The sequence below is a fragment of the Emticicia sp. 21SJ11W-3 genome, assembly GCF_024138715.1.
Taxonomy (GTDB): Bacteria; Bacteroidota; Bacteroidia; order Cytophagales; family Spirosomataceae; genus Emticicia; species Emticicia fluvialis.
In genome coordinates, this window is the sequence record NZ_CP092074.1 from 5,043,830 (window position 1) to 5,067,840 (window position 24,011).

Annotated in this window: 19 protein-coding genes; 9 read left to right on the forward strand and 10 right to left on the reverse strand. The window is 43.1% G+C overall.

Annotated elements, in window-relative coordinates:
• Window positions 1-174 precede the first annotated feature (174 nt).
• Together fucP and glpK are read left to right on the forward strand one after the other, a co-directional pair.
• Window positions 175-1,434 (forward strand): L-fucose:H+ symporter permease, encoded by a 1,260-nt coding sequence (gene fucP, locus MB380_RS21340; protein ID WP_253531601.1) that lies wholly within the window; start codon window positions 175-177, stop codon window positions 1,432-1,434.
• Between the two features lie 67 nt (window positions 1,435-1,501).
• On the forward strand, window positions 1,502-2,998 hold the full coding sequence (gene glpK / locus MB380_RS21345; RefSeq protein WP_253531605.1) for a glycerol kinase GlpK: 1,497 nt from the start codon (window positions 1,502-1,504) through the stop codon (window positions 2,996-2,998).
• 47 nt (window positions 2,999-3,045) lie between these two features.
• Here the strand turns inward: glpK and MB380_RS21350 are convergent, their stop codons facing one another.
• Entirely contained in the window at window positions 3,046-3,810 is a 765-nt protein-coding gene (locus MB380_RS21350; protein WP_253531608.1) for an NrtR DNA-binding winged helix domain-containing protein, read from the reverse strand.
• Between the two features lie 296 nt (window positions 3,811-4,106).
• Between MB380_RS21350 and MB380_RS21355 the strand changes: the two genes are divergently transcribed.
• The 3 genes from MB380_RS21355 (at window position 4,107) to MB380_RS21365 (ending at window position 9,314) form a co-directional block, all read left to right on the forward strand.
• Window positions 4,107-6,833 carry a PQQ-dependent sugar dehydrogenase gene (locus MB380_RS21355; protein ID WP_253531611.1) on the forward strand — a complete coding sequence of 909 codons (2,727 nt, stop codon included), beginning with the start codon at window positions 4,107-4,109 and terminating at the stop codon, window positions 6,831-6,833.
• A 33-nt stretch (window positions 6,834-6,866) separates the two neighbouring features.
• Window positions 6,867-7,895 (forward strand): sugar phosphate isomerase/epimerase, encoded by a 1,029-nt coding sequence (locus MB380_RS21360; protein ID WP_253531614.1) that lies wholly within the window; start codon window positions 6,867-6,869, stop codon window positions 7,893-7,895.
• Window positions 7,896-8,078: 183 nt separating this feature from the next.
• Window positions 8,079-9,314 carry a thioredoxin family protein gene (locus MB380_RS21365; protein WP_253531617.1) on the forward strand — a complete coding sequence of 412 codons (1,236 nt, stop codon included), beginning with the start codon at window positions 8,079-8,081 and terminating at the stop codon, window positions 9,312-9,314.
• A 77-nt stretch (window positions 9,315-9,391) separates the two neighbouring features.
• Here MB380_RS21365 and MB380_RS21370 read toward each other — a convergent pair whose 3' ends face one another.
• From MB380_RS21370 to MB380_RS21405, 8 genes are all read right to left on the reverse strand, one after another.
• Window positions 9,392-9,985, reverse strand: a complete 594-nt coding sequence (locus MB380_RS21370; RefSeq protein ID WP_101724817.1) for an OmpH family outer membrane protein — start codon at window positions 9,983-9,985, stop codon at window positions 9,392-9,394.
• A 7-nt stretch (window positions 9,986-9,992) separates the two neighbouring features.
• Window positions 9,993-10,550, reverse strand: coding sequence for an OmpH family outer membrane protein (locus MB380_RS21375; RefSeq protein ID WP_101724818.1), 558 nt, complete (start codon window positions 10,548-10,550; stop codon window positions 9,993-9,995).
• A 137-nt stretch (window positions 10,551-10,687) separates the two neighbouring features.
• Entirely contained in the window at window positions 10,688-13,342 is a 2,655-nt protein-coding gene (gene bamA, locus MB380_RS21380; RefSeq protein ID WP_409014716.1) for an outer membrane protein assembly factor BamA, read from the reverse strand.
• A gap of 11 nt (window positions 13,343-13,353) precedes the next feature.
• Window positions 13,354-14,109, reverse strand: a complete 756-nt coding sequence (locus MB380_RS21385; protein ID WP_253531623.1) for an isoprenyl transferase — start codon at window positions 14,107-14,109, stop codon at window positions 13,354-13,356.
• A 181-nt stretch (window positions 14,110-14,290) separates the two neighbouring features.
• Entirely contained in the window at window positions 14,291-15,061 is a 771-nt protein-coding gene (locus MB380_RS21390; protein ID WP_253531626.1) for a DUF6089 family protein, read from the reverse strand.
• Between the two features lie 29 nt (window positions 15,062-15,090).
• The gene (locus MB380_RS21395) at window positions 15,091-16,104 is read right to left on the reverse strand and encodes a DUF6089 family protein (RefSeq protein ID WP_101724822.1); all 1,014 of its coding nucleotides are present in this window, start codon (window positions 16,102-16,104) and stop codon (window positions 15,091-15,093) included.
• Window positions 16,105-16,173: 69 nt separating this feature from the next.
• Window positions 16,174-17,058, reverse strand: a complete 885-nt coding sequence (locus MB380_RS21400) for an NAD kinase (protein ID WP_253531629.1) — start codon at window positions 17,056-17,058, stop codon at window positions 16,174-16,176.
• 185 nt (window positions 17,059-17,243) lie between these two features.
• Complete coding sequence (locus tag MB380_RS21405) at window positions 17,244-18,638, reverse strand: MBL fold metallo-hydrolase RNA specificity domain-containing protein (RefSeq protein ID WP_253531631.1); 1,395 nt, start codon at window positions 18,636-18,638, stop codon at window positions 17,244-17,246.
• Window positions 18,639-18,812: 174 nt separating this feature from the next.
• Between MB380_RS21405 and MB380_RS21410 the strand changes: the two genes are divergently transcribed.
• The 4 genes from MB380_RS21410 to MB380_RS21425 all read left to right on the forward strand — a co-directional run bounded on the left by MB380_RS21410 (window position 18,813) and on the right by MB380_RS21425 (window position 23,375).
• Entirely contained in the window at window positions 18,813-19,583 is a 771-nt protein-coding gene (locus MB380_RS21410; protein WP_253531633.1) for an SDR family NAD(P)-dependent oxidoreductase, read from the forward strand.
• Between the two features lie 76 nt (window positions 19,584-19,659).
• Window positions 19,660-21,249, forward strand: a complete 1,590-nt coding sequence (nadB, locus tag MB380_RS21415; RefSeq protein WP_253531635.1) for an L-aspartate oxidase — start codon at window positions 19,660-19,662, stop codon at window positions 21,247-21,249.
• A 73-nt stretch (window positions 21,250-21,322) separates the two neighbouring features.
• Window positions 21,323-22,231 carry a DUF5050 domain-containing protein gene (locus MB380_RS21420; protein ID WP_253531636.1) on the forward strand — a complete coding sequence of 303 codons (909 nt, stop codon included), beginning with the start codon at window positions 21,323-21,325 and terminating at the stop codon, window positions 22,229-22,231.
• A 19-nt stretch (window positions 22,232-22,250) separates the two neighbouring features.
• Window positions 22,251-23,375 carry a Gfo/Idh/MocA family protein gene (locus MB380_RS21425; RefSeq protein ID WP_253531638.1) on the forward strand — a complete coding sequence of 375 codons (1,125 nt, stop codon included), beginning with the start codon at window positions 22,251-22,253 and terminating at the stop codon, window positions 23,373-23,375.
• Window positions 23,376-23,495: 120 nt separating this feature from the next.
• Here the strand turns inward: MB380_RS21425 and MB380_RS21430 are convergent, their stop codons facing one another.
• Window positions 23,496-23,888, reverse strand: a complete 393-nt coding sequence (locus MB380_RS21430; RefSeq protein ID WP_253531640.1) for a hypothetical protein — start codon at window positions 23,886-23,888, stop codon at window positions 23,496-23,498.
• Between the last annotated feature and the right edge of the window lie 123 nt (window positions 23,889-24,011).

The window sequence follows — 24,011 nt, forward strand, 5'->3', positions numbered from 1 at the left end:
TAATTCAGCGAGGCAAGGCGCGCCTCGCTGTTTTTATTTTCAGGTCTCAAAGCAGGCACGCTTCTTTAAAAGTTTATATTTGTTTAAATTTTATCTTATTATTTCTTAAAAAATTCTCATTTTTGAACAAAATCTGTTCAATCAAAAAAATTGAAATTTTAACCCTAAACTATCATGGCTTCTATTTCGGGCAACAAACCCAATTTCCAGACCACCGCTACTCAAAACAATTATCTGGTTCCGTTTATTCTTGTTACAAGTTTATTCTTTTTGTGGGGCTTTGCCATTAGTATGCTAGACGTACTCAACAAGCACTTTCAGGAAACCCTCAGCCTTACCATCTCTCAATCTACCTGGGTACAAATTGTTACCTATGGGGCTTATTTCCTGATGGCACTGCCTGCTGGTATGTTCATGAAAAAATGGGGTTACAAAAAAGGCATTCTGGCCGGTTTGCTGCTTTATTCGGGTGGGGCATTTCTGGTGTATCCGGCCAGTGAGGCACAGTCGTGGACGTTTTTCCTGATTTCTTTATTTATATTAGCTTGTGGTCTGGCATTTCTTGAGACAGCGGCCAACCCTTATGCTACCGTTCTTGGCCCGGCAGAATCGTCAGAAAGACGTCTGAATCTGGCGCAGTCGTTCAATGGCCTGGGTGTTATTATCGGGCCATTGGTTGGCAGTATGCTGGTTTTCAGCGAACATAAACAGAGTATTGAAGAGGGCTTCAAATCTGTGCAGCTACCTTATATGATTGTCGGTGGCGCCGTTCTGTTAATTGCACTGATGTTTCTGAGAACCCCCATGCCTGAAATTCAGGAGTCTGCCTCTGCTGCTGAAGATATGGGAGCCGACAACACTTCATTTGGCCGTTCTTTATCTGGTCTTTTTAGGCACAAACACTTTGTGCTTGGGGCATTTGCCCAGTTTTTAAATGTAGGTGTACAGGGTTGCGTATGGGGGCTGTTTATCAATTTTGTAATGGACGCCATCAAAGTTTCTAATATTGATGCTTCACGCTGGTTGTCGTTAGGTATGATTATATTCATGGTTGGCCGGTTTGCCGGTACATTCCTGATGCGCTACATTAAACCAAACATATTGTTGGGCATATATTCGCTGGGCATTGTTGCTTCTTTGTTGGTGGCATCTCAGGCAAAAGGACAAATAGCAGTTAATGCCCTTATGGCATTCTTCTTTTTCCAGAGCATCACTTTCCCTACCATTTTCTCTTTAGGCGTAAAAGACCTGGGTAAATATACCAAGTTAGGGTCGTCATTCATCATTATGGGTATTGTGGGCGGCGCGGCGTTCCCTCCTATTATGGGTGCCATAGCCGACAGCACAGATATTGCTACCTCTTTATTATTACCAGTAGCCATGTTTGCCTACATTGCCTGGTATGGTTTCTCGGGTTCTAAAGTAAGCAGATAAGATATATTGAAAACAAAGGCAGGGTTTATTCCTGCCTTTGCTATATCAACACTACTATTCAATCTCTATGAAGTACATTGCATCTATCGACCAGGGTACAACCAGTACCCGCTGTATTATCTTCGACCGCAAAGGGAATATCGTTTCGGTTGGACAAAAAGAACATGAACAGATATATCCTAAGCCCGGTTGGGTTGAGCATAATCCGGAGGAAATCTGGAAAAACACGCTGGAAGTTATTGCCAGAGCCCGCATAGAAAAAAGCATTAAAACAGAAGACATTGCCGCCTGCGGTATTACCAACCAACGAGAAACCACAGTTGTATGGAACAAACGCACCGGTAAAGCCTATTACAACGCACTGGTTTGGCAAGATACCCGTGTAGATGAAACCGTAAAAGCGCTCACCAGAAGCCACGGATCAGCGTTTTTTCAGGACCGCACCGGTCTGCCGCTGGCTACCTATTTCAGTGGCCTGAAAATCAAGTGGATTCTCGACAATGTACCGGGGGTGAGAGAGGATGCCGAAAAAGGAAATGCCATTTTTGGTAATATGGATACCTACCTTATCTGGAACCTGACAGGAGGCATTAACGACGGTTTGCACATAACTGATGTTACCAATGCCAGCCGGACACAATTAATGAATCTGAAGTCGATGGCATGGGATGCTGAAATGGCAGAGATTATGAATATTCCATTGCAGATGCTACCTAAAATAGAGCCGAGCAGTAAGGTATATGGCCGCATTACATCAGAGGTACTGGCTGGGATTCCGCTTGCCGGAGACCTCGGCGACCAACAGGCCGCCCTTGTGGGGCAAACCTGCTTTGAAGCAGGCGAAGCAAAAAATACCTATGGTACCGGCTGCTTTATGCTCATGAACACAGGCACTGAACTGGTACCCTCTAAACACGGATTATTAACCACTGTGGCGTATCAGTTTGAAAACCAGCCAGTGCATTATGCGCTGGAAGGGTCGGTGGCTATTGCAGGTGCATTGGTGCAATGGCTGCGCGACAACCTGGGTATTATTAAAGAAAGTACTGATATTGAACCTTTAGCCAAAAGTGTTGATGACAATGGCGGAGCCTATTTTGTACCGGCTTTCTCTGGCCTGTATGCCCCCTACTGGAAGTCATCGGCCAGAGGCGTAATGGCTGGCCTGACCCGCTATGTAAACAAAGGCCACATTGCACGTGCGGTATTAGAAGCTACTGCCTATCAGACAAAAGATGTACTCAATGCCATGGAAAACGACTCGGGCATTGAAATACGCTCTTTAAGAGTAGATGGCGGCATGGTAGTAAATGAATTGCTGATGCAGTTTCAATCTGATATGCTGAAGGTTCCGGTCATTCGCCCTACCATGATTGAAACCACCGCCCTAGGGGCAGCCTATGCCGCAGGTTTAGCCGTAGGATATTGGAAAAACTTCGACGATCTGATACAAAACTGGGGTGTAGACAAGACCTGGAAACCCAAAATGAAAGCCTTAGAAAGAAACAAACTCTACAAAGGCTGGAAAAAAGCGGTGAAACGGTCGTTCGACTGGGAGAAATAAAATATTATTACCAGAGGCGCAAATTTCATCATGCGCCTCTTTTGCTTTTATATAGTAAACAATATTTCATTTCTTACCGCTCTATCATATTTCTCTTTATCAAACCTGTATAAGAACGGTGATTTAAAGGCCCCGCCTGTTCGTTTTTCAGGTAGTTTTTCCAGAATATCATAACTTAACACCAGCTTCTGGAAATTCCGTCGGTCTAGCTGTTTACCCAGAATAGTTTCATAAAGCCTTTGCAGTTCGGGCATGGTAAATTTTTCCGGCAAAAGGTTATAGCCTATCGGCTGATAACTCACTTGTCTGCGCAGTGCTTTCAGGGCCATTTCAATCATATAGTTGTGGTCAAAAAGTAAATCAGGTATGGCCGAAATCTCCCACCAGCGGCATTCATCTGTGTACCAGTCAGGGGTAGCCATTACCTGCTCAAATTCAACCAGTGCCATATAGCCGATAGACACGTTGCGTTTCATGTATTTCTCGTCATAAAAATGTTTGCCGAAAGTCTGCTCCATTTTACTCATCAATACCTCCGGGTCAAATTTCTTATAGCGGTCAGTTTCTCCGAAAGTGTAAAACTGTTGTAGAAAAATCTCTTTAAGCCCTGTTCTTTCCTGCAAAATTCTGATAACCGCATCATTAACGGCCTCGTCCAGATAAATACGCCCACCCGGAAGGCTCCAGGAGTCGGTTCCCTTCCATTTAAGCAGCAGCACCTTCAGTTCTCCGGCATGAAATCCAAAAATCACACAATCAATTGATACTTCTTTTAATGTAGCTTCCAGATATTGTTTTAGTCGTGGGTCCATATCAGTGTTGGTTTCAGCCCAAAAATAAAAAAATTCTTTGTGTTTATTGTACACATTGAAAAATTCTCTATTATTGCGTAGTTTTTACACATTAACATAGTTATTTTTAAAATCAGAAAAATCCTATTACTTGTCTCTTTTATATTCAACCCTGCCTTTTATACCTATTTTGCTCAGCCGCCTTATTTTGTTTTACGGTTAGCAAAATTGATATAGGCGAACCTTTTACCGCCTGAGCGCAAAGTTTGAAAGAACAAACTATCACCCCGAAACTGTAATAAAACCTGATTGAAATTATGAGAACAATTATCAAAGGCCTTTTGTTAGGCATAATGCCACTGGCTATGCTGGCGCAGGTGCCTGAAGAAAACCGCTTTCAGAAAGTAACCCTTACCGAAAACCTGAATGAGCCGCTTGAGCTGGCTGTGCTACCAGACGAACGCGTGCTATTTATTGAACGCCACGGGCTGGTAAAGATGTACAGCCCCCTTACCAGAAAAACTACTACTATTGCCACTATTCAGGTTAGTACCAAGTACAATTTTGCTGATGGCGGGCAGCCTGAGGCAGAGGATGGATTACTGGGACTAAACATTGACCCCAACTTTGCGAAAAACCACTGGGTTTATCTGTATTACTCTCCGGCCGGAAGTGACCCCAAAAACGTTCTGGCACGTTTTGAATTGAAAGGCAACACGCTAGACATGAACAGTAAAAAGGTAATGCTGGAAATACCCACCCAAAGAGACCAATGCTGCCATACCGGTGGCTCAATTGACTGGGACTCTGCCGGGAATCTGTATCTTTCAACCGGCGATAACACCAGCCCGAGGGCATCTGACGGCTATGCGCCCATTGATGAGCGCCCCGGTCGCAGCCCTTACGATGCGCAGAAGTCTTCTGCGAACACCAATGACCTCAGAGGCAAGATTATCCGTATTCACCCTGAAGCCGATGGCAGCTATACCATTCCCGACGGTAACCTGTTTCCGAAAGGCACACCTAAAACACGCCCTGAGATATATACCATGGGCCACAGAAACCCTTACAGAATATCGGTTGATAAAAAGAATGGCTTTTTGTATTGGGGAGACGTAGGCCCCGATGCCGGAAAAGACTCAACAGGCCTTGGCCCGGCAGCTGAAGACGAGTTTGGGCAGGCCCGTAAGGCAGGTAATTTTGGCTGGCCCTATTTTGTGGGCGACAATAAAGCTTATTGGGACTTTGATTTTGCCAGCCAGAAATCGGGCGATAAATTTAATCCTGAAAAACCAATTAATAATTCTCCTAATAATACCGGTCTGCAAGAGCTGCCCCCTGCGCAGAAAGCTTTTCTGTGGTATCCGGCAGCAGAATCAAAGAAGTTTCCGCTCTTTGGTTCGGGTGGCCGCAGTGCAATGGCAGGCCCGGTTTATAGAAAAGAATTGTTTGCCGGTGCCAAACATGCATTTCCTGATTACTATAATAATAAGCTGTTTATTTATGAATGGATGCGCGACTGGATAATTGCCGTAACAATGAACGAGCAGGGCGATTACGTAAAAATGGAGCGTTTTTTACCTAATCTGAAACTGGAACACCCCATTGACATGGCTTTTGGGCCGAATGGGGATATGTATATACTGGAATACGGCCAGGGTTGGTTTGTGGCCAATCCGGAATCAAAACTTGTAAGAATTGAATACAACGGCGGTAATCGCAAACCAATGGTAATGGCAACGGCAGATAAACAGGCCGGTGCTTTACCACTTAAAGTGACGTTTTCGTCAGAAGGAACAAAAGATTATGATAATGATGCCCTGAAATATGAATGGAAAATAACGCCGCAAGCGGGTGGCAATCCGATAATACTTACCGACCCAAACCCTACCTATACTTTCAGTAAGCTGGGCACTTATAAGGCGGCACTAACGGTAACAGATGCCCAAGGCCTTAAAGATACCAAAGAACTGATTATCAAGGCCGGAAACGAGCCACCACAGGTTTCGCTTGCGCTTTTGAGTGGCAACCAGACCTTCTTTTTCCCTGACAAAGAAGTGCCTTACGAAGTGAAGGTATCTGACAAAGAAGATGGCAGCCTTGACAATAAACGTATACCGGCCGCCAAAGTGAAAATTACGGCTATTTATCAGGATGCCGAAGATGGCCCACAAGTTCAGGGGCATCAGGCAGCGCCGGTTACTTTTACAGCAGGCAAAAACCTGATTGACAAAAGCGATTGCAAAGCCTGCCATTTTCAGGATAAAAAATCAATCGGCCCCGCATTTACTGAGGTATCCAAAAAGTATAAGACCAATAGTAATGCCGTTGCTGTTTTATCTGACAAAATCATTAAAGGTGGCGCAGGTGTATGGGGCGACGTGGCCATGTCGGCCCATCCGAATATTGGCTTGCCCGAAGCCGGACAAATGGTAAAATATATCCTGAGTCTGGCAGATAAGCAAACACCTCCTGCTTTGTTACCGCCCAAAGGCACGTTTGCAACCAGAATACCAGAAGGGGCCGACGCCGGAAAAGGCGTCTTTAAAGTTAAGGCCTCTTATACAGACAAAGGCGCCAACGGGCTGCCTGCACAAACCACCGAAAAAACAGTGGTGCTGCAAAGCCCTACCATATTACTTGGGCAAGCCCCGGAAACATCAAAAAACATTATGAAATTCAAGATGGGCGAAACCAATCTGTTGATCGTAACGGCGGCCAATACCTATGCGGCCTTCAAGAACATTGACCTCACAGACGTAAAAACCCTGCGCTTCATAATAGCAGCCCCTAAGCAACAGCTAAACGCACAAGGCGGAATTGTAGAAGTGCATACCGGTTCGCCGGATGGGCCGTTATTGGGCAAAACAGATTTTGTTGAGCCTAGTGACGACATGAACGCCTTCTCGGGTGCGAAACCGCCCAAGACTTACCAGGTGCGTATTCCGGCCACTAATGGTTTCAGTGATTTGTACTTTGTTTTCAAAAACGATAAATCAAAGGGCGCTTTGTTTGTGCCTTTTTCAGTAACCTTCGAACCTTAATTTCAGAAATATCCATCATTTAATAATCAACTCATGAATACACGTCGTCAATTTCTGAGCCAGTTAGGCCTTGCTACAGCAGGTCTAGGCTTGTCAAGCATGTTACCCGATACCCTTTTAGCAGCTGAATCAGCAAAAAAATTCACCTTCGAAATCTCACTGGCTGAGTTCTCTTTCGCTTCAGAGTTATATACCGGCAAAATGAAAAACATGGATTTTCCGGCCAGAGCCAAAACCGAATTTGGTATTTCTGTCCTTGAATACGTTTCAGGTTTTTTCAACAATAAACATTCCGACCAGGCCTATATGAAAGAACTGAAACAGCGCTGCGATGACCTGGGCATGAAAAACCACCTGATTATGGTAGACGGTGAGAACATTGCATCGCTGGATGCTGCCAAGCGCCAGAAAGCAGTAGAAGCCCATTACGGATGGGTAGAGGCCGCAAAATATCTGGGTTGCACGTCTATCAGAGTTAACTGGGGTGATGCCATGTCGGCACTATCGGGTAAAGGCGAAGAAGGAAGCATGGAAGAAGTAGGCAAAGCCGCTGCCGACGGGTATCAGAAACTATGCGATTTCGCAGCCAAAGCTGGCCTGAATGTAATTGTAGAAAATCACTTCGGATATTCAACCGACCCCGACTGGCTGGTGAGTGTGATGAAACAGGTAAAAGCAAAAAACAAAGGCTTTTTGCCTGACTTTGGTAACTTCTGTGCTGAAAGAAGCAAGCCTGCCACTATGGATCTGAAAGGTATTATGGCTACTAAATGCGTAAAAGAGCATGACAAGTATGACGGCGTACAGAAAATGATGCCTTATGCCAAAGGCATAAGCGCCAAAACCCATAAATTTGGCCCTGATGGAGAAGATGTAGATACTGATTTCATCAGAATATTTAAAATTATTAAGGCTTCCGGCTGGACAGGCGGCTATGTAGGTATAGAATATGAAGGAGGCCTGATGAGAGACCTGGGCGGAGACACCAGTTACCTCCCCAATGCAGATGGCATAAAAGCCACCAAAAAGCTATTGGAAAAAGTACAGAAAGAACTGGCCTGAAAGTAATCATTACATTTTTCAAAGCCATCAACGTTAACGCGTTTGATGGCTTTATTTTTATAAACTATTGCTCTGAATCTATTACCTTTACTGTTTGTAGCTGTAAGCAATTACTGTTGCTGTAATAGCAAAACCATTTAAAAAGTATTACACTAAATACCGCTTTTGACAAGCACCGTTTCAATGAAAAAAACATTATTACTGTCGGCAACTTTATTATTTTTTCAGACCCTGGCATTGGCACAGGGCATTATGTGGGAACCCACCATAGAGACTGCCTTTGCCAAGGCGAAAGCTCAGAACAAACCGGTTTTTGTTGAATGCTATCATCCCAGCTGCCCCATTTGTATGAAGCTGGAACCAACCTTGAAAGATAATGAAGTGGGCAAGTTTTATAACCAGAATTTTATCAATTTCAAGCTGAATCTGAGCGATGCGCGGCAGGTAAAGTTTCTGAACGACAAAAAAATCTATCTGCTAAGCTATCCGCTCTTTTTGTTTTTTGATAACAACCAGAACATCATTTATCTTAACGACCCTATCAATACGCCCGGAAGCCTGATACAACATGGCAAAACTGCGCTTGACCCCGAGAGACAAACAGCCAACGCCTGGAAAAAATATCTGGCCGGTACCCGCGACGTAAACTCAATGATAGACCTGAGTTACCAATACAGGCTTACAAGAGACACTACCCGAAATTTAAGAATTGCCAATGATTTGTATGCGGTGTATCCGAAAGACAAACTGGGGTCAAAAGAAAGCTGGGCTATAGCCAAAAAATGTGTAATGGATATGGATAACGGCTTTGCCGAATTCTGGATGAAGAATCTGGGCACGGCCCGTAAATATGAAGGAGAAGACGGGCATGCAGGCAATGAAACCAACGCTATGGCCCTGCTGATACAGATGGCCATTTATAGCCCCAAAGCCAGCAAATACTCAATGGCTAAGGTAAATAAAATTAAACAGTACATGACCCTTGTAGGTGCGGGGCAATACATAACCAGCAATACCTGGCACATTGAGGCACAGGCCATGATTCGTGAGCAGGGCCAAGACAAAGCCTTTACCTTTATACAGAACCAGGTGAGCCAGACAAAGCAGCCGCAAATGCTGGTTTATTACGTAACGTTTTACAATAATAATTTCCCTGACGGAAAATACGCTGCGCAGGTAAGAAACTGGCTGAATGTAGCACAGCCCCAGTTGAGCTCAGCCCAAGACCTTACCAATTACAGATATGAGTCGGCTCGTTTGTATAAAAAAGCAGGCGATAAAGCCAAAGCAAAGCAGGAAATTGCTCAGGCTAAAACTACACTTGGTAATGCCCGTGCCAACGCTAAAGATGCAAATAGCAGAAATGTAGTGGAAAGCCTGTCGAAAAACATTGATAAACTGGCCGCTGAAGTAAATTAACAGCCATTTTAAACCCCATAAAAAAAGGTCTCTGTAGTTTTACAAAGACCTTTTTTTATGCAATGCCCTTAATGAAATTAGTTTTTCTTAGGAGCAGGAGTAGTCGCCGGGGCCGTTGTTGTATTACCAGCTGCTTGTTTGGCAGGAGGCGTAACACCTAATTTTTTGAAAACCAGGTCTGAGATATTATCAGCATCAGGAGCAACCAACAAGATAGGCGTAGTACCAGGGCCTGCATCTGTATTAAATACATACACATAACCGCTTTCTTTAGCTACTTCTTTAATAGTTTTGTCAATTTTATCTAAAACCGGAGCCAACAATTGTTGTTGTTTTTGTTGCAAAGCAGTTTCAGAATTTTGTTGAAATTCCTGAATTGCATTGTTTTGGTTTGTCAATTCTTTCTCGCGGTCAGCTCTGATTACCGGCGACATAGTTGCCTGGTTTTTTTGGTAATCTTCATATTTCTTTTGAAAATCCGTGATTTTATCCTGCAACAATTTGTCGTATTGTGCTTTTTCGGTTTTCAATTTTGTTTCTATATCTTTAGCATCGGGTAAGTTGTTAAGAATAAAATCTACGTTAGTATATCCGATTTTTTGTTGAGCATTCGCAGTAATACCGACAAACATTAAAGCCGCAATCAACGAGGCAAAAAGCTTTGTTTTCATTTTGTTACTATTTTTTTGGTTTGGTTACTTGGTTATTTTGATTTTTATCTTCCTTTAAGGAAATCCCCAGGGCCTCCATTACATAATCTGTGTAATCGTGGCGGGGGTCGGTGTAAATCATGCTCATATCTGAGGCCTTGTCAAATATAAACATTAATTGTTTCTGGCGGGCAACTTTCTCACAAGCTTTGTAGATGTCGTCCATGATTGGCTTCATTATTTCCTTTTTTTTGGCAAATAAAAGACCGTTCATTCCAAAAACTTTGTTGTTTAACTCTTTTACTTCTTTTTCTTTATCATCCAGCGCTTTCTGCCGCTCACGCTTCATCTCGGCTGTCAGGAGAATCTCTTCCCGTTGAAACTGCTGCCGCATTTTTTCTAACTCTTCGTACTTGCCCTGCACATCCAGCACCCATTTTTCAGAATATTTCTCCATCTCGTCCTGGGCTTTTTTGTATTCGGGCATCTTGCTGGTAATGAACTCCGAATCAATGTACCCAAACTTTTGTGCAAAAGACTGAATAGAAAAGAGTGCCAAAAATAGCAAAATTATTGTCTTTTTCATTCAAAATTAATTACGAATGGATAATATTTTCTTCTCTGGTTAAATACTAACGTCTTTTTCTGCTCTTAATTGCCTTATTAACGCCGTTCAGTCAGGGCTGGTATACTATTAACAGATATTAACAAAAAAGCCCTTTGTTATCTGATTTGCTGACCAATACTGAACGTGAACGATTTTAAACCTCGGTTCGGGATACCCGGAATCGGGTCAAACCCTTGTCCGAAGTCAAGACCAAGCAAACCAAAGGCAGGCATGAAAATCCTGGCGCCCACACCGGCAGTACGACGTAACTTGAACGGGTTAATATCTTTATAACTACCCCAGCTGTTACCGGCTTCGGCAAACACCTGCAAGAATATAGTTGCCTGAGGGTTCAATGATACCGGGTAGCGGATTTCGGCTGTATATTTACTGTAAGCCAAACCACCCAGACGGCTTAGTGTGATTTCTCCTTTTCTATATCTTTCGGCCTCATCCATCGACAGCTCATGTACAACGCCTTCGTCGTATCCGCGCAAACCTATCAGTTCAGCACCTACGTTCATGGCATTCTGCATACCCAGACCGGCTCCTCCGAGAATGAAACGGCCAAACGGGCTGTAGTCTGAACCAGAGCTGTATTTACCAAGGAAACCAAGGTTAGCTTTGGCGTGCAAGATAAACTTACCTACAATTGGCGTATACCAATCGCCATCAAACATCCATTTATGCCCTTCAATCCACTTAAATTTGTCGGTGGTTGGTGTGCCTCTCAGAATTGAGTAAGGCGGGTTAAACGTAGCCGATAAAGTAAACTGAGAGCCAGAACGTGTAAACTGCGGGTTATCAAGCGCATATCTTGATATGGCCGTAATCAACGACAGGTCGTTCGCTACCCCCTTCTGGAAACCCGGAATAAAGTAACTGTTATCTACATTATATCTCTGGTAAGACAACGAAGCATTGAAACTGAAGTTTCTGTCGGGCCAGTTAAGGCGTTTACCATACGTAAGCGACGCCCCGGTGTTTTTAAAGTACCCGTTATAAATACTTGCCCCGCCTAACATTGAAAGATAAGGCGAATTGGCTCCGTATTGTCTTTCAAGCGCTCTCTGATACGCACGGTTGTCAGACGAAGTATGGAAGACACTCACTGTAAATGAGTTTGGTTTTTTGCCACCCAGCCAGGGCTCTGTAAATGAAACAGAGTAGGTTTGATAGAACCTGCCGCTGGCTTGCACACGCAATGCCAGTTTTTGGCCGTCTCCGGCAGGTAACGGCCGCCATTTGTTCAGGTTGGTGATATTTTTTGCAGAAAAGTTATTGAACACAACCCCAAAAGTACCCACAAAACCCTGCAAACCACCCCAACCGCCAGAAAGCTCAATGTTATCACTTGGTTTTTCTTCAACGTTATATTCAATATCAACTGTGCCATCTGCCTGAGGAATAGGCTTTGGCTCAATTTTCTGTGGGTCAAAGTAGTTCATACGGGCCAGTATCTGTTGAGACTCTATCAATTCAGTTTTGCTGAATTTCTGACCCGGACGGGTCAATAGCTCTCTCATGATTACGTGGTCGCTTGTTTTAGTATTACCATTCAGAATGATACGGTTAATGGTAGCCTGCTTGCCTTCAATGATACGCATTTCGATATCAATCGAGTCGCCATCAACGGCTACTTCAATCGGCGTACAGCTAAAGAACAGGTAGCCGTCGTCCATATACATAGAACTCACGTCTCCCTGCGGAATCCCGTTTATGCGTTTATTTAAATCTTCAGGGTTATATACGTCTCCCTTCTCAACACCCAGTATTCTTTGCAGGTCTTCAGTTTTACGGAGGTAGTTACCTGTCCAGGTAATTTTACGGTAATAAAATTTATGGCCTTCGTTAATATTCAGCACAATATTCAGGTTGCGACCATCTGGCGAATACACCGAGTCTGACGTAACCTGGGCGTCACGATACCCTTTTTTGTTATAGTATTCTACCAGTTTCTGTTTATCTTCTTCAAACTTTTTAGGTACAAATTTTGAAGGTGTAAAAATTCTCAGCGGCGCTTTTATTTTGGTACTTTTCAGCTTGGCCAATACGCGCCAGTCTGGCATCTCTTCTACGCCATTCAGTTTGATATCGTTTATTTTTACTTTCTTTTTCTTATCAATACTTACAATCAAGGTGGCATTGTTTGCTCTGATGGTATCTGATACCTGTTTGATTTGAACATTGGTATTAAGAAACCCTTTATCGACATAGATTTTCTTGATAGTAAGCTGAATATTTTTGATAAGGGCATCGGTTATTACTTTTCCCTTATTCGATTTCACCTTGTCGCTTACGGTTTCAATTTCGCCTTTACGTATACCTTTAAAGGTAAATTTATTTAGGCGGGGTCTTTCGCGCAGGTTGATATCCAGCTCTACTTTTCCACCTTCTATTTTAACAATGTTAATGGCTACGTCTTCAATGATACCCTGCTCCATCAGCCTGCGGATTGCCGTACTGATTCTTTCGCCGGGAATGGAAATCTTATCGTTTACGTTCAGCCCTGAAACTGAGATAAGGGTGTTTGGGTCGAGGAATTTAACGCCGCTGACAGTAATTTTTGATATGGTGTATTCCTGAGGCCGTTCATAGCTAACGCCATTGGCAGACTGCGCGCCCTGCCGCCCAACACCAATTCTTAATTGAGCAAAAATTTCTGTTGAAGAAAACAAAAGTGCAATAAAAAGGAAGCCTTTTTTTAATCTGATAGTGGGTATCCCGGAAAAGGGTTGGTTAAACTGATACTTTTTACTTGTAAAGATCATCATTTTATTTTTTATACCTCTTTTAAGACAGGAGGTAATTGCTCACTTGTTTTTCCGAAGCGTCTTTCGCGCTGCTGGTATTGATAAATCGCCTCGAACAGGTGTTGTTTGCGAAATTCGGGCCAAAATAAATCGTCTATGAAATACAATTCTGCATAGGCCAGTTGCCAGAGCAGATAATTACTGATGCGGTGGTCGCCGCCTGTACGAATCATCAGATCCACGTCAGGGGCGTCGCCGGTAGCCAGAAACTGAGCAAATACATCTTCGTTTATGTCTTCAAGAGCCAGTTTACCATCTTTTACCTGCCGTGCAATTTTTCTGGCAACTTCTACTATCTCCCATTTGCCACTATAACTTAGTGCCAGTGTTAAGGTAAGGCCTGTATTGCTTTTAGTCAGCTCTATTGATTCTTTTAATTTCTTCTGCGCAGATTTGGGTAGTGAGTCCAGGTCTCCGATAGCTTTCAGACGAACATTATTCTTGTTTAGGTCGGGTACTTCTTCACCAATGGTTCTGATAAGCAATTGCATGATACCGTCAACTTCAAGCTTCGGCCGGTTCCAGTTTTCTGTTGAAAACGTGTATAAAGTAAGGTATTTTACACCAAGCTCTACACAGGCTTCAACTGACTCTCTCACTGCCTTGATACCATGATGATGCCCGAAAATACGCATGGCACCCTGCTTTTTAGCCCATCGACCGTTGCCATCCATTATAACGGCTATGTGTTTGGGTAAATTGCTTAAATTAATGTTTTCTTTCACGTAAAAAAACTATTATCAATGGTGAATTATCAACCAAACGTAGTGTCAATTGATGAAAAGGATTGCAAAGTTAGGAAAAAAGAACTGTCATTGATAAGTTTTTACCGATTTGTAGACTTTTGTTATAATTTTTTAACAAAAAACAGCAGAATCTTTCGCCAAAGTACATAAAACAGAAAATTTATCGTCTAACCGGAGGGCAATAAATCTTGTAAAATACATAACTGATACTGAAATTGGTATAGTAGTACATGTCTTTTGTTCTTGTTCCGGGTACTTGTGTTTTAAGGTTATATTTTACTATATCATCAATACCTGTGTTTAAATTAGTGTTATAGACACCATCTTTGTTATAGCCCAGGCCATCCACAAAGTCATCGTTAATCCAGCGCGTGCCAAACTCCATTCCCCAGTTCCAATGCGGGCTCAGTTCTTTTTTAAATCCAATACCGAGAATCCAGGCATTGGTACGGGTATCGCTGTATCCGCTGGTATAATAAAATGAAGGCAGTAAAATATCTGAATAACTTCTGATATTGTAATTAGTAGAACGAATGGTAAAAGCAGCGCCGCCAAAAACATAAGGAGACCAGTTAGTAGCATTACGGGAAGAGCTGGTCCGGAAGTTCAGAAAATTATATTCAATCTGGCCACCCATTTCTAAAATTCTGGCATTAAAATTAAAACCCCGTGTTCTGTGATACACATCGTCCATGTCGCTGTCATTTGCATGAACCCTGCCGGCAACTACGTTAGCCTTTAATGATATGGAGCGGCTTATGTTCATCCGCCCGAATAGGTTAGCACCAGGGTCAACCACAAAGGGTTTATATTTGGGTAGTACGTCTCCTTTATAGTTAAGCCCGCCTACACCTGCGCCGATTTCAAATATCTGTGCATGTAGTTTGGGCAAAGCCGCAATGAGTATTACCAGTACAAGACTTTTTTTCACCAGAATTTTATACTAAAAATAAAACAATTTTATCTGAGTGGCGGGCATTTGATGCCATCGCCAATAATATAACTCAATGTAATTTGGCTCAGGAAATAGCTGTCCCATCTTGAGCCGCCTCTCACGGTACCTGCTGAATAGCCGCTACCATTAACAAAAGGCGTCTGGCCTGCTGGCGCACCAAATTTAGTTTGAACAATGTACTGGAAATCTTCCACACGGCTCTTGCCGGTAGCTGCTGAAAAATTCTCAGAATATCTGTTTGAGAACGCCGCTGATTCAGGCGAAGGATAAGTAGCCGGGTATGTGGCATCCCCTACATCATCCAGATAATCAAACGGAGTTATTCTGAAGCCGCCTTCCAGGTTTATATCAAACTTCTGGTTTACTCTTATTTTAAAGCCTAAACCTACCGGAACTACCGCCTGAACTAAAGAGTACGGCTTTGGCCCACCCGACCCCTGGCCTGATGTCTGTAAATCTTTCAGAGGAATCCATTTGCCTAATCCTTTATAGCCGCCTGTTGCATCTGTTGCTGACTCTCTGGCTTTGGGGTTATGGGCATAAAACCCAATTCCTAAAACGGCATAAGGCATAACCAGATTTCTGTTCTTTTGCCCTTTGGCTGCCGACGGCAAAAGATTAAACAAGCCCGATACGGTAAACTCTTTTATATCGTTTCTGAAATGCAGGTTTCTCATGTATGTTTTGTAAAACCTGTCTAAATCTCTTTTTCCATAAGTATAGTCGTCGCCGGCTATCCGGGCATAAGTAAATGAAAACCTGGCAGCTACCTGCGACGAAAAATGCCATGTATAATTAAGTGTGCCGTTCCAGCGTACATTGGTAATCAAACCATAATAGAATGTACCGTAAGGCGACAAGTCTCCGAAATAATGTGATGAACCAACTCCGATTCCAACGGTCGAATACTGATACATCTTATTTTTATTACTAAAAATGTTTAACTGCGCGTTGGATTCTGATATACCCGTCAGTAACAAAGAAATACACAGCACACCGCTTAATAATGCTTTTTTCATGTTGTGAGTTTTCATCTAAATTAGCAAAGCTAGTCTGAAATAGTTAACGTATGTTCAAATAAAATATTATCAGTTACGGGCATCTACACCCCATTTAAGTTTATTTCTGAGGGTGTTCAGAAAATTATTGCCATCAATACGAATCATTCTGGCTTTGAAGCTCTCCTTTTTCACAACAATGGTGTTGTCGTCTTCTGTTGCAATGATTTTGGCGCGCGAGTCCATAGACACCAGATAATTATTACTGCGGCTTTCTACTTTTAAAGAAATAACGCTGCTGTCAGACACAATCATGGGCCTCACAAAGAGGTTATGCGGGCAAATAGGCGTTATTATAAAATTGGCAGAATGCGGCATTACCAAAGGCCCGCCACAGCTGAGCGAGTATCCGGTTGAGCCCGTTGCTGTTGCTACCATCAGGCCGTCAGCCCAATATGTATTCAGAAATTCGCCGTTAATGTAGGCATGCACCACTATCATTGACGACGTATCTGTTTTAGATATGGCCACTTCGTTCAACGCAAAATTCATGCCTTCTTCAAATATTTCAGCGTCTGACGACGCGCACAGCATGGTTCGCTCATCAATGTCGTACTGGCCGTTTACCAGCTGGCCAATAGTGGTTTCAATCTGCTCATAAGAGACCGCCGCCAGAAAACCCAGACGGCCAAAATTAAAACCCAGAATGGGAATCTCGCGCTTGCCCACGTGCGACAGCGTCTCCAGGAAGGTACCGTCTCCGCCCAGGCTGAAGGCGAGGTCGGCGTTGAAAATTTCCTGCGATGAGGTGTACACATTTTTACACTTCAGCTGGATGCCCGATTGCAGCAAAATACGTTTGAAGGACTCTGACAGCTGGATTTCAACCTGATGTTTGTCTAGTTCATCAAAAACCTGCTGTACATGAGGTACAGACTCCACATTGAATTTTCGACCGTGAATGGCGATTTTCATTAGGAATTATATTAAAATTGCTGTTAAAACGGGCATTGAAGTGCAAAGATGCCAAAAAACTGTCACATCTGAAATCTCCTGCAAAGGTATGATTTAATTCTTGATTCCCGAAAATACAATCTGCTTATACCTGCGTATTGCCCCAATTTATCTGCAAGCCCGATTTACACTGCGGCAGCCAGCTACTATAAATTGAATATTTCACCCTGCGCCGGTATCAGAATCTGATTAAACCCTGCCAGCATCAGGCGGTTTTTAAACGCCAGCTGACTGGGCAAATCGCCGTGCACCAAAAACAGTTGCTTTACTTTTGAGGCATTCTGGCAGCCCAGGTAGGCTATCAGTTCTGAGTAATCGGCATGGGCTGAAAAAGAATCCATTATTTCTATGTGCGCGTTTACCCGGTGTACTTCTCCAAAAATTTTAACGTGCTTGGGTTGAAGCTTCAAAGCCGCACCCAGGCTTTCGGGCGAGCAATAACCTACCAGCAATATGGTGTTATTGTGGTTTTCTATATTATTGGCAATATGATGCTTGATTCGCCCTGCCTCTGCCATGCCCGACGCCGAAATAATGACGCAGGGTTCTTTAGAGGCGTTCAGCGCTTTAGACTGGTTTACCTCGCTGATGTAATGCAGGTTATCAAAGCCGAAGGCATCGCCGTCATGTTTTATATAGCCCAGTATTTCCGGGTTAAAGCATGACTCATTCCGCTTCATTACCATAGTGGCTTTAACGGCCAGCGGGCTGTCTACATATACTGGTATTTTGGGGAGTTTCCCCTCAGTATATAGCTGGTCAAGGGCATATACCAGCTCTTGTGTGCGGTCTACGGCAAAGGCCGGTATTATCAACTTACCCTGCCGTACCACGCAGGTGTCATGCACCACTTTCAAAAGGTGCGCTTTCATGTCTATTTCAGGCTCATGCAGGCGGTCGCCGTAGGTTGATTCACATATAATGTAATCTGCCTGTGGGAATGGCTCAGGGCTACGCAGGATTTTATCATTCGGCCGACCGACATCACCGGTAAAAAATATTGTTTTGGTTTCTTCGGCTTCTTCAAATGTCAGGTAAATACCAGCGCTGCCCAAAATGTGGCCGCTGTCAAAATACTCCACCTTAACGCCCTCTTCCAGATAAAACGGGGTGTGGTAATCAACCGTTTTGAATAACGCAAGGGCCGCTTTTACGTCTTCTTCGTCATAAAGCAGTTCCAGTAAGGGTTCGCCTCTCTTTTGCCTTCTTTCGTTAATCCGCTCCAGGTCTTTTTCCTGTATGTAGGCCGAATCGAACAACATTATTTCACAAAGGTCTTTGGTGGCATAAGTGGCATATATATCGCCTTTAAAGCCCTTTTTCACTAATCTAGGCACCAGACCCGTGTGGTCTATATGTGCGTGGCTCAGCACCAGCACATCAATTTCTTTGGGGTCAAACCCAAACTGCAGGTTCAGGTCAGAAGTGTTAATTCCCTGAAATAATCCGCAGTCTAACAAAATTCTGGTTCCTTTTCGGGTAGTAATCAGGTGTTTGCTACCCGTTACGCGCTGTGCGGCTCCGTGAAATTGAATTTTCATAATATTTTCAAATAATATTTATGTCGGTTAAAACTTTTCTGATGGCCAGACTCAAGAATAAGCATTGGCATTTTGACAAATGTATTTATAAATATTTTTACTTACCGAATTGACTGCTAATTTTGACGAAAATTTACGCAGGTAAACAAACTTTAATCCATAAATTTCTTTAAGATGTTTCGTCTTGACAATAAAGTAGCTATCGTAACCGGAGGAGCAAGCGGCATAGGTCTTTCCATTTCCAGATTATTCGCCAAACAAGGAGCAACCGTACACATATTTGAATTGAACATTGACCAGGCCGAGCGTGAAGCCGACCTCATAAACGCCAATGGAGGTGAAGCCTATTTTCATAAAGTTGATATTTCGAAACAGAAAGAGGTAAAAAAGGTAATTGATAAAATAGCCAAAGAAAACACCATTGATATTCTGGTTAATAACGCGGGTATAGCACACATAGGAAACGTGGAAACCACCAGCGAAGAAGATTTTGAGAAGGTTTTTAATGTAAACGTAAAAGGTACTTACAATTGCCTGCAGGCGGTTATACCGCATTTGAAAAACAAAGGCGGTGTAATACTGAACATGGCCTCAATTGCAGCAACAGTGGGTATACCAGACAGGTTTGCCTACTCTATGAGCAAAGGCGCTGTTTATACCATGACCCTGCAGGTAGCAAAAGATTACCTGAAATATAATATCCGCTGCAATAGTATTTCTCCGGCACGGGTACATACGCCTTTTGTAGATGGTTTTCTGAAAAAAACGTATCCGGGAAAAGAAAAAGAAATGTTCGATAAACTTTCAAAAACCCAGCCCATAGGCCGCATGGCTAAGCCTGAAGAGATTGGCTCGCTGGCGGTTTATCTGTGTTCAGACGAGGCCGGATTCATTACCGGCTGCGATTACCTGATTGACGGTGGCTTTGTACGCCTGAACAATTAAACGCAACAGGTGTTTAAGATTTGAAACAGATTGCCGCACACACTTGTTCTATTGAAAATTATTCGAATTTTATCTCATGCGAAAAGTAGATTTTTTAGTGATTGGTTCCGGTATTGCGGGTTTAAGCTTTGCACTGAAAGCTGCCGCTAAAGGAAAGGTTTTGATTTTAACGAAAGTAAATGCCGACGAAACCAATACTAAATATGCGCAGGGTGGCATTGCTGCTGTTTTTGACCCCGAAACCGATTCTTTTGAAAAACACATCAACGATACCCTTATTGCCGGAGACGGACTCTGCGACAGAAAAACCGTAGAAATTGTTGTAACAGAAGGGCCAGACCGTATTCAGGAATTGATTGATTATGGTACTAATTTTGATAAACATGGCTCTGAATATGATTTGACACGCGAAGGGGGGCATTCTGAAAAAAGAATACTGCATTATAAAGACGTAACGGGCAAAGAGATTGAAAGGGCACTGCTGGAGCAGGTGGAGAAAAATGAGAATATTGAGATTCTGACACATTATTATGCCGTAGAAATAATCACTCAGCACCATTTAGGAGTTGAGGTTACCCGCGAAACCAACGACATTAACTGCTTTGGTGTATATGCGCTCAATGTGCATACAGGCCAGGTAGAAACCATTCTATCTAAGGTTACACTAATGGCTACGGGTGGGGCTGGCAACATTTATTCGGCCACAACTAACCCCGTGATAGCTACCGGAGACGGCATTGCTATGGTTTACAGAGCCAAAGGCCGTGTGCGCGATATGGAGATGATTCAGTTTCATCCCACCTCTCTTTACAATCCCGGCGAATACCCGAGTTTTCTGATTACTGAGGCCGTAAGAGGCGAGGGAGGAGTGCTTAAAAACAAAAAGGGTGAAGAGTTTATGCAAAACTACGCCCCCCGCGGCTCACTGGCACCCCGCGATATAGTGGCACGCTCAATAGATGCCGAAATGAAAAAATCGGGGGAAGACCATGTTTACCTCGACATATCGTTCAAACCAAAAGAACTAATTCTGCAGCACTTTCCTAATATCTACGAAAAATGCCTGAGCATTGGTATTGACATTACCCGAGACATGATTCCGGTTGTACCTGCAGCCCATTATTTGTGCGGAGGTATCTTGGTTGATGAGTTCGGCCGTTCTACTATTCAGAGACTGTTTGCCTGTGGTGAATGTTCTTCAACCGGCCTGCATGGCGCCAACCGCCTGGCTTCTAATTCGTTGCTAGAAGCGGCCGTTTTCGGTAACAGAATAGCACTCATGGCTATTGATGAAGTAGATAAAATAAGATTTCAGGAAAACGTACCCGACTGGAACGAGTTCGGAACCGAGCAGTCGAACGAAGAAATTCTGGTTACCCATAACCTGCGCGAACTGCAAAGAATGATGTCTGATTATGTAGGTATTGTACGCTCTGATTTCAGACTAGAAAGGGCATTTCGGCGTTTAAAGCTAATTAAAGACGAAACAGAAGAGTTTTATAAAAAAACCAAGCTATCGGTAAAGCTTTGCGAACTGCGAAACCTGGTACAATGTGCCGAACTGGTAATTAAATGCGCCATGAAGCGCAAAGAAAGCCGCGGTTTGCACTACACTACCGATTATCCGTATAAGTTAGGCGGCAAACCCGAAAATTCGGTCTTGTAGGGGTTGGGGTATCAACGCAAATTGAGTATATTTGATTTCTGTTCAAATCCTTAAATGCCTTATACTCAATGCTATGAAACTCTTACTTTTTGTTTTTCCCCTTACTGTTTATGCACAAGCCCCCCCAAATGTAGAGAGTACCCTTGAAACCATTGATATTGAAACCGGTAAAAGAACGGTAGTAATTAAAGAAAAACGCCACTTTGAAGCCCCCAACTGGTCGAGAGACGGAAAGTACTTTATCATTAACTCGGGTGGTTTATTAGAAAAAATAGCCTTGAATGGTGAGAAACTGGGTAAAATTGACACCGGTTTTGCCAACAAATGCAATAACGACCACGGTATCAGTTTTGATGGCAAGTTGCTTATCATCAGCCATAACGACCCTCGTATGCAAGGCACCGCTGGTGGTTCTTCACGCATTTTTACGCTTCCACTACAAGGCGGCACCCCACAACTAATTACAGATAAAGCCCCTTCATACTGGCATGGCATATCGCCGGACGGAAAAACACTGGTATACTGTGCCGCCAGAAACGGTGAATTTGATGTTTACAGCATACCCGTTAACGGCGGAGAAGAAAAAAGACTGACCAACGCACCAAGCCTGGACGACGGCCCGGAATACTCTTACGATGGCAGGTACATTTATTTTAACTCGCACAGAAGTGGTAAAATGCATATATACCGCATGAACCCGGATGGCAGTAATCAGGAACAACTAACCTATGATGATTACAGCAACTGGTTTGCTCATCCATCGCCTGATGGCAAGCAGATAGTTTTTATTACATATATAGAAGACCAGAAAGCAACACACCCTTTTGGTAAAGACGTAAAACTGCGTATTATGAACTTGAAAACGAAAAAAATCAGGGATCTGACTGCGGTGTTCTTCGGTGGGCAGGGCACAATCAACGTACCCAGCTGGTCGCCGGATGGTAAAAAGCTGGCATTTGTATCATATCAGGTAGATAAATAAATATTAAAACCTTACACACATGGCTGAAAATCTTTCTCGTCGTTCGTTTATCCAGAATCTGGGTGTGGGTATTGGCACCACAGCGGCAGCCTTCGCCATCCCCTCCATTGTGAGTATTCCGGAGTCTAAACCAAAGTATGAAGGCAGGAAACTGGGTATAGCCCTGGTAGGGCTTGGCAGCTATGCCAAAAATCAACTGGCGGTTGGTTTAGAAAAAACCACTAATTGTTATCTGGCCGGTATAGTAACAGGTACACCCGCTAAAGCCGAAGAATGGATGAAGAAATATAACATTCCGAAAAAGAATGTGTATAACTACCAGAATTTCGACCAGATTGCAGATAATAAAGACATTGACATTGTGTATGTGGTGCTGCCTAATTCTATGCACCCTGAGTTTGTGATTCGGGCTGCTAAAGCAGGCAAGCACGTTATGTGCGAAAAACCAATGGCCAATAGTGTAGAAGAGTGCCAGGAAATGATAAAAGCCTGCAAAGATGCGGGCGTACAACTGGGCGTTGGCTACCGTATGCACTTTGAACCTTTTACAAAAGAAGTTATCAGGATGAGCCAGGAAAAGGTTTTCGGAGACCTGCGGTTTATACAGTCAAACTTTGGCTTCAGAATCGGCGACCCGACCCAATGGCGATTGAAAAAAGCCATGGCAGGTGGCGGCCCTTTGATGGATGTTGGCATTTACTGCGTGCAGGCAGCACGTTATGTAACAGGTAAAGAGCCTTTGGCTGTTACGGCACAGTTTGGCCCGATTACTGACCAGGAAAGATTTAAAGATGTAGAGGAGTCTGTATCGTGGCAGTTTGATTTTCCGGATGCCGTAACCGTAAACGGTTTTACATCTTACAAAACCAATATTGAGCAATTGTTTATTACGGCCGATAAAGGCTTTATGCACCTGAGCCCGGCTTACAGCTATGGGCCAATTAAAGGGCGCACCAGCCAGGGCGATTTGCACTTACCCGTTGTGCATCATCAGGCCAATATGCTGGAAGCCATCTGTAAGGAATTTCTGGAAACCAAGCAATTCCCTCCCCATATATCAGGCGAAGAAGGGCTGAAAGATGCCCGGATACTATCGGCTATTTATGAGGCTGCGGGGAATGGGAAGAAGATTAAGTTGGTTTAATATGGAAAAATAAGATTTGAAAACTAGACTATATAACAATAGAACTCTTATGAGGGCATTGGATGGCCTCATCCCTCTGAATAAAACACTTCAAACTTATAATTACTCACAAATGCTTACCTATTCTCTTTGCTTAATTTCCGCTATTACAATGGGCGTATTAGCCCCTGCTCCACAAGGTATTCCTGATTTACAGTTAAGGCTATACGAAGTAGCTGAAATTATTACCTTCATTCCATCACATTTGAACGCTTCCGGGAATGCACAAGGAGAAAAGAGTTGTTTTTCATTTCCTTCAATTTGAATATACCAGAAATATGCATTCGAAACCCCTGTACCATATTTTATCACTGCGTTCTTATTCTTATACTCTAGTTGCTTTACAGGTAATTGATATTTGTCCGGGCTTATACACAACTCAGCATAGAGTTTTTCATCAAGTAATGGTTGATTTTTGCTACATGCAAATGATAACATACACATTCCTGATACTAACAGAATGGTTTTTTTCATGGCCTTTTTATTTGTAATTAATAAAAATGATTAAACAATGCTTTCAAAATATTAACCAGAAAATCATTAACGATTTTCTGGAAAACTTCTTAAAAAAGACTTAAACTTATCTTTGCTATTGAA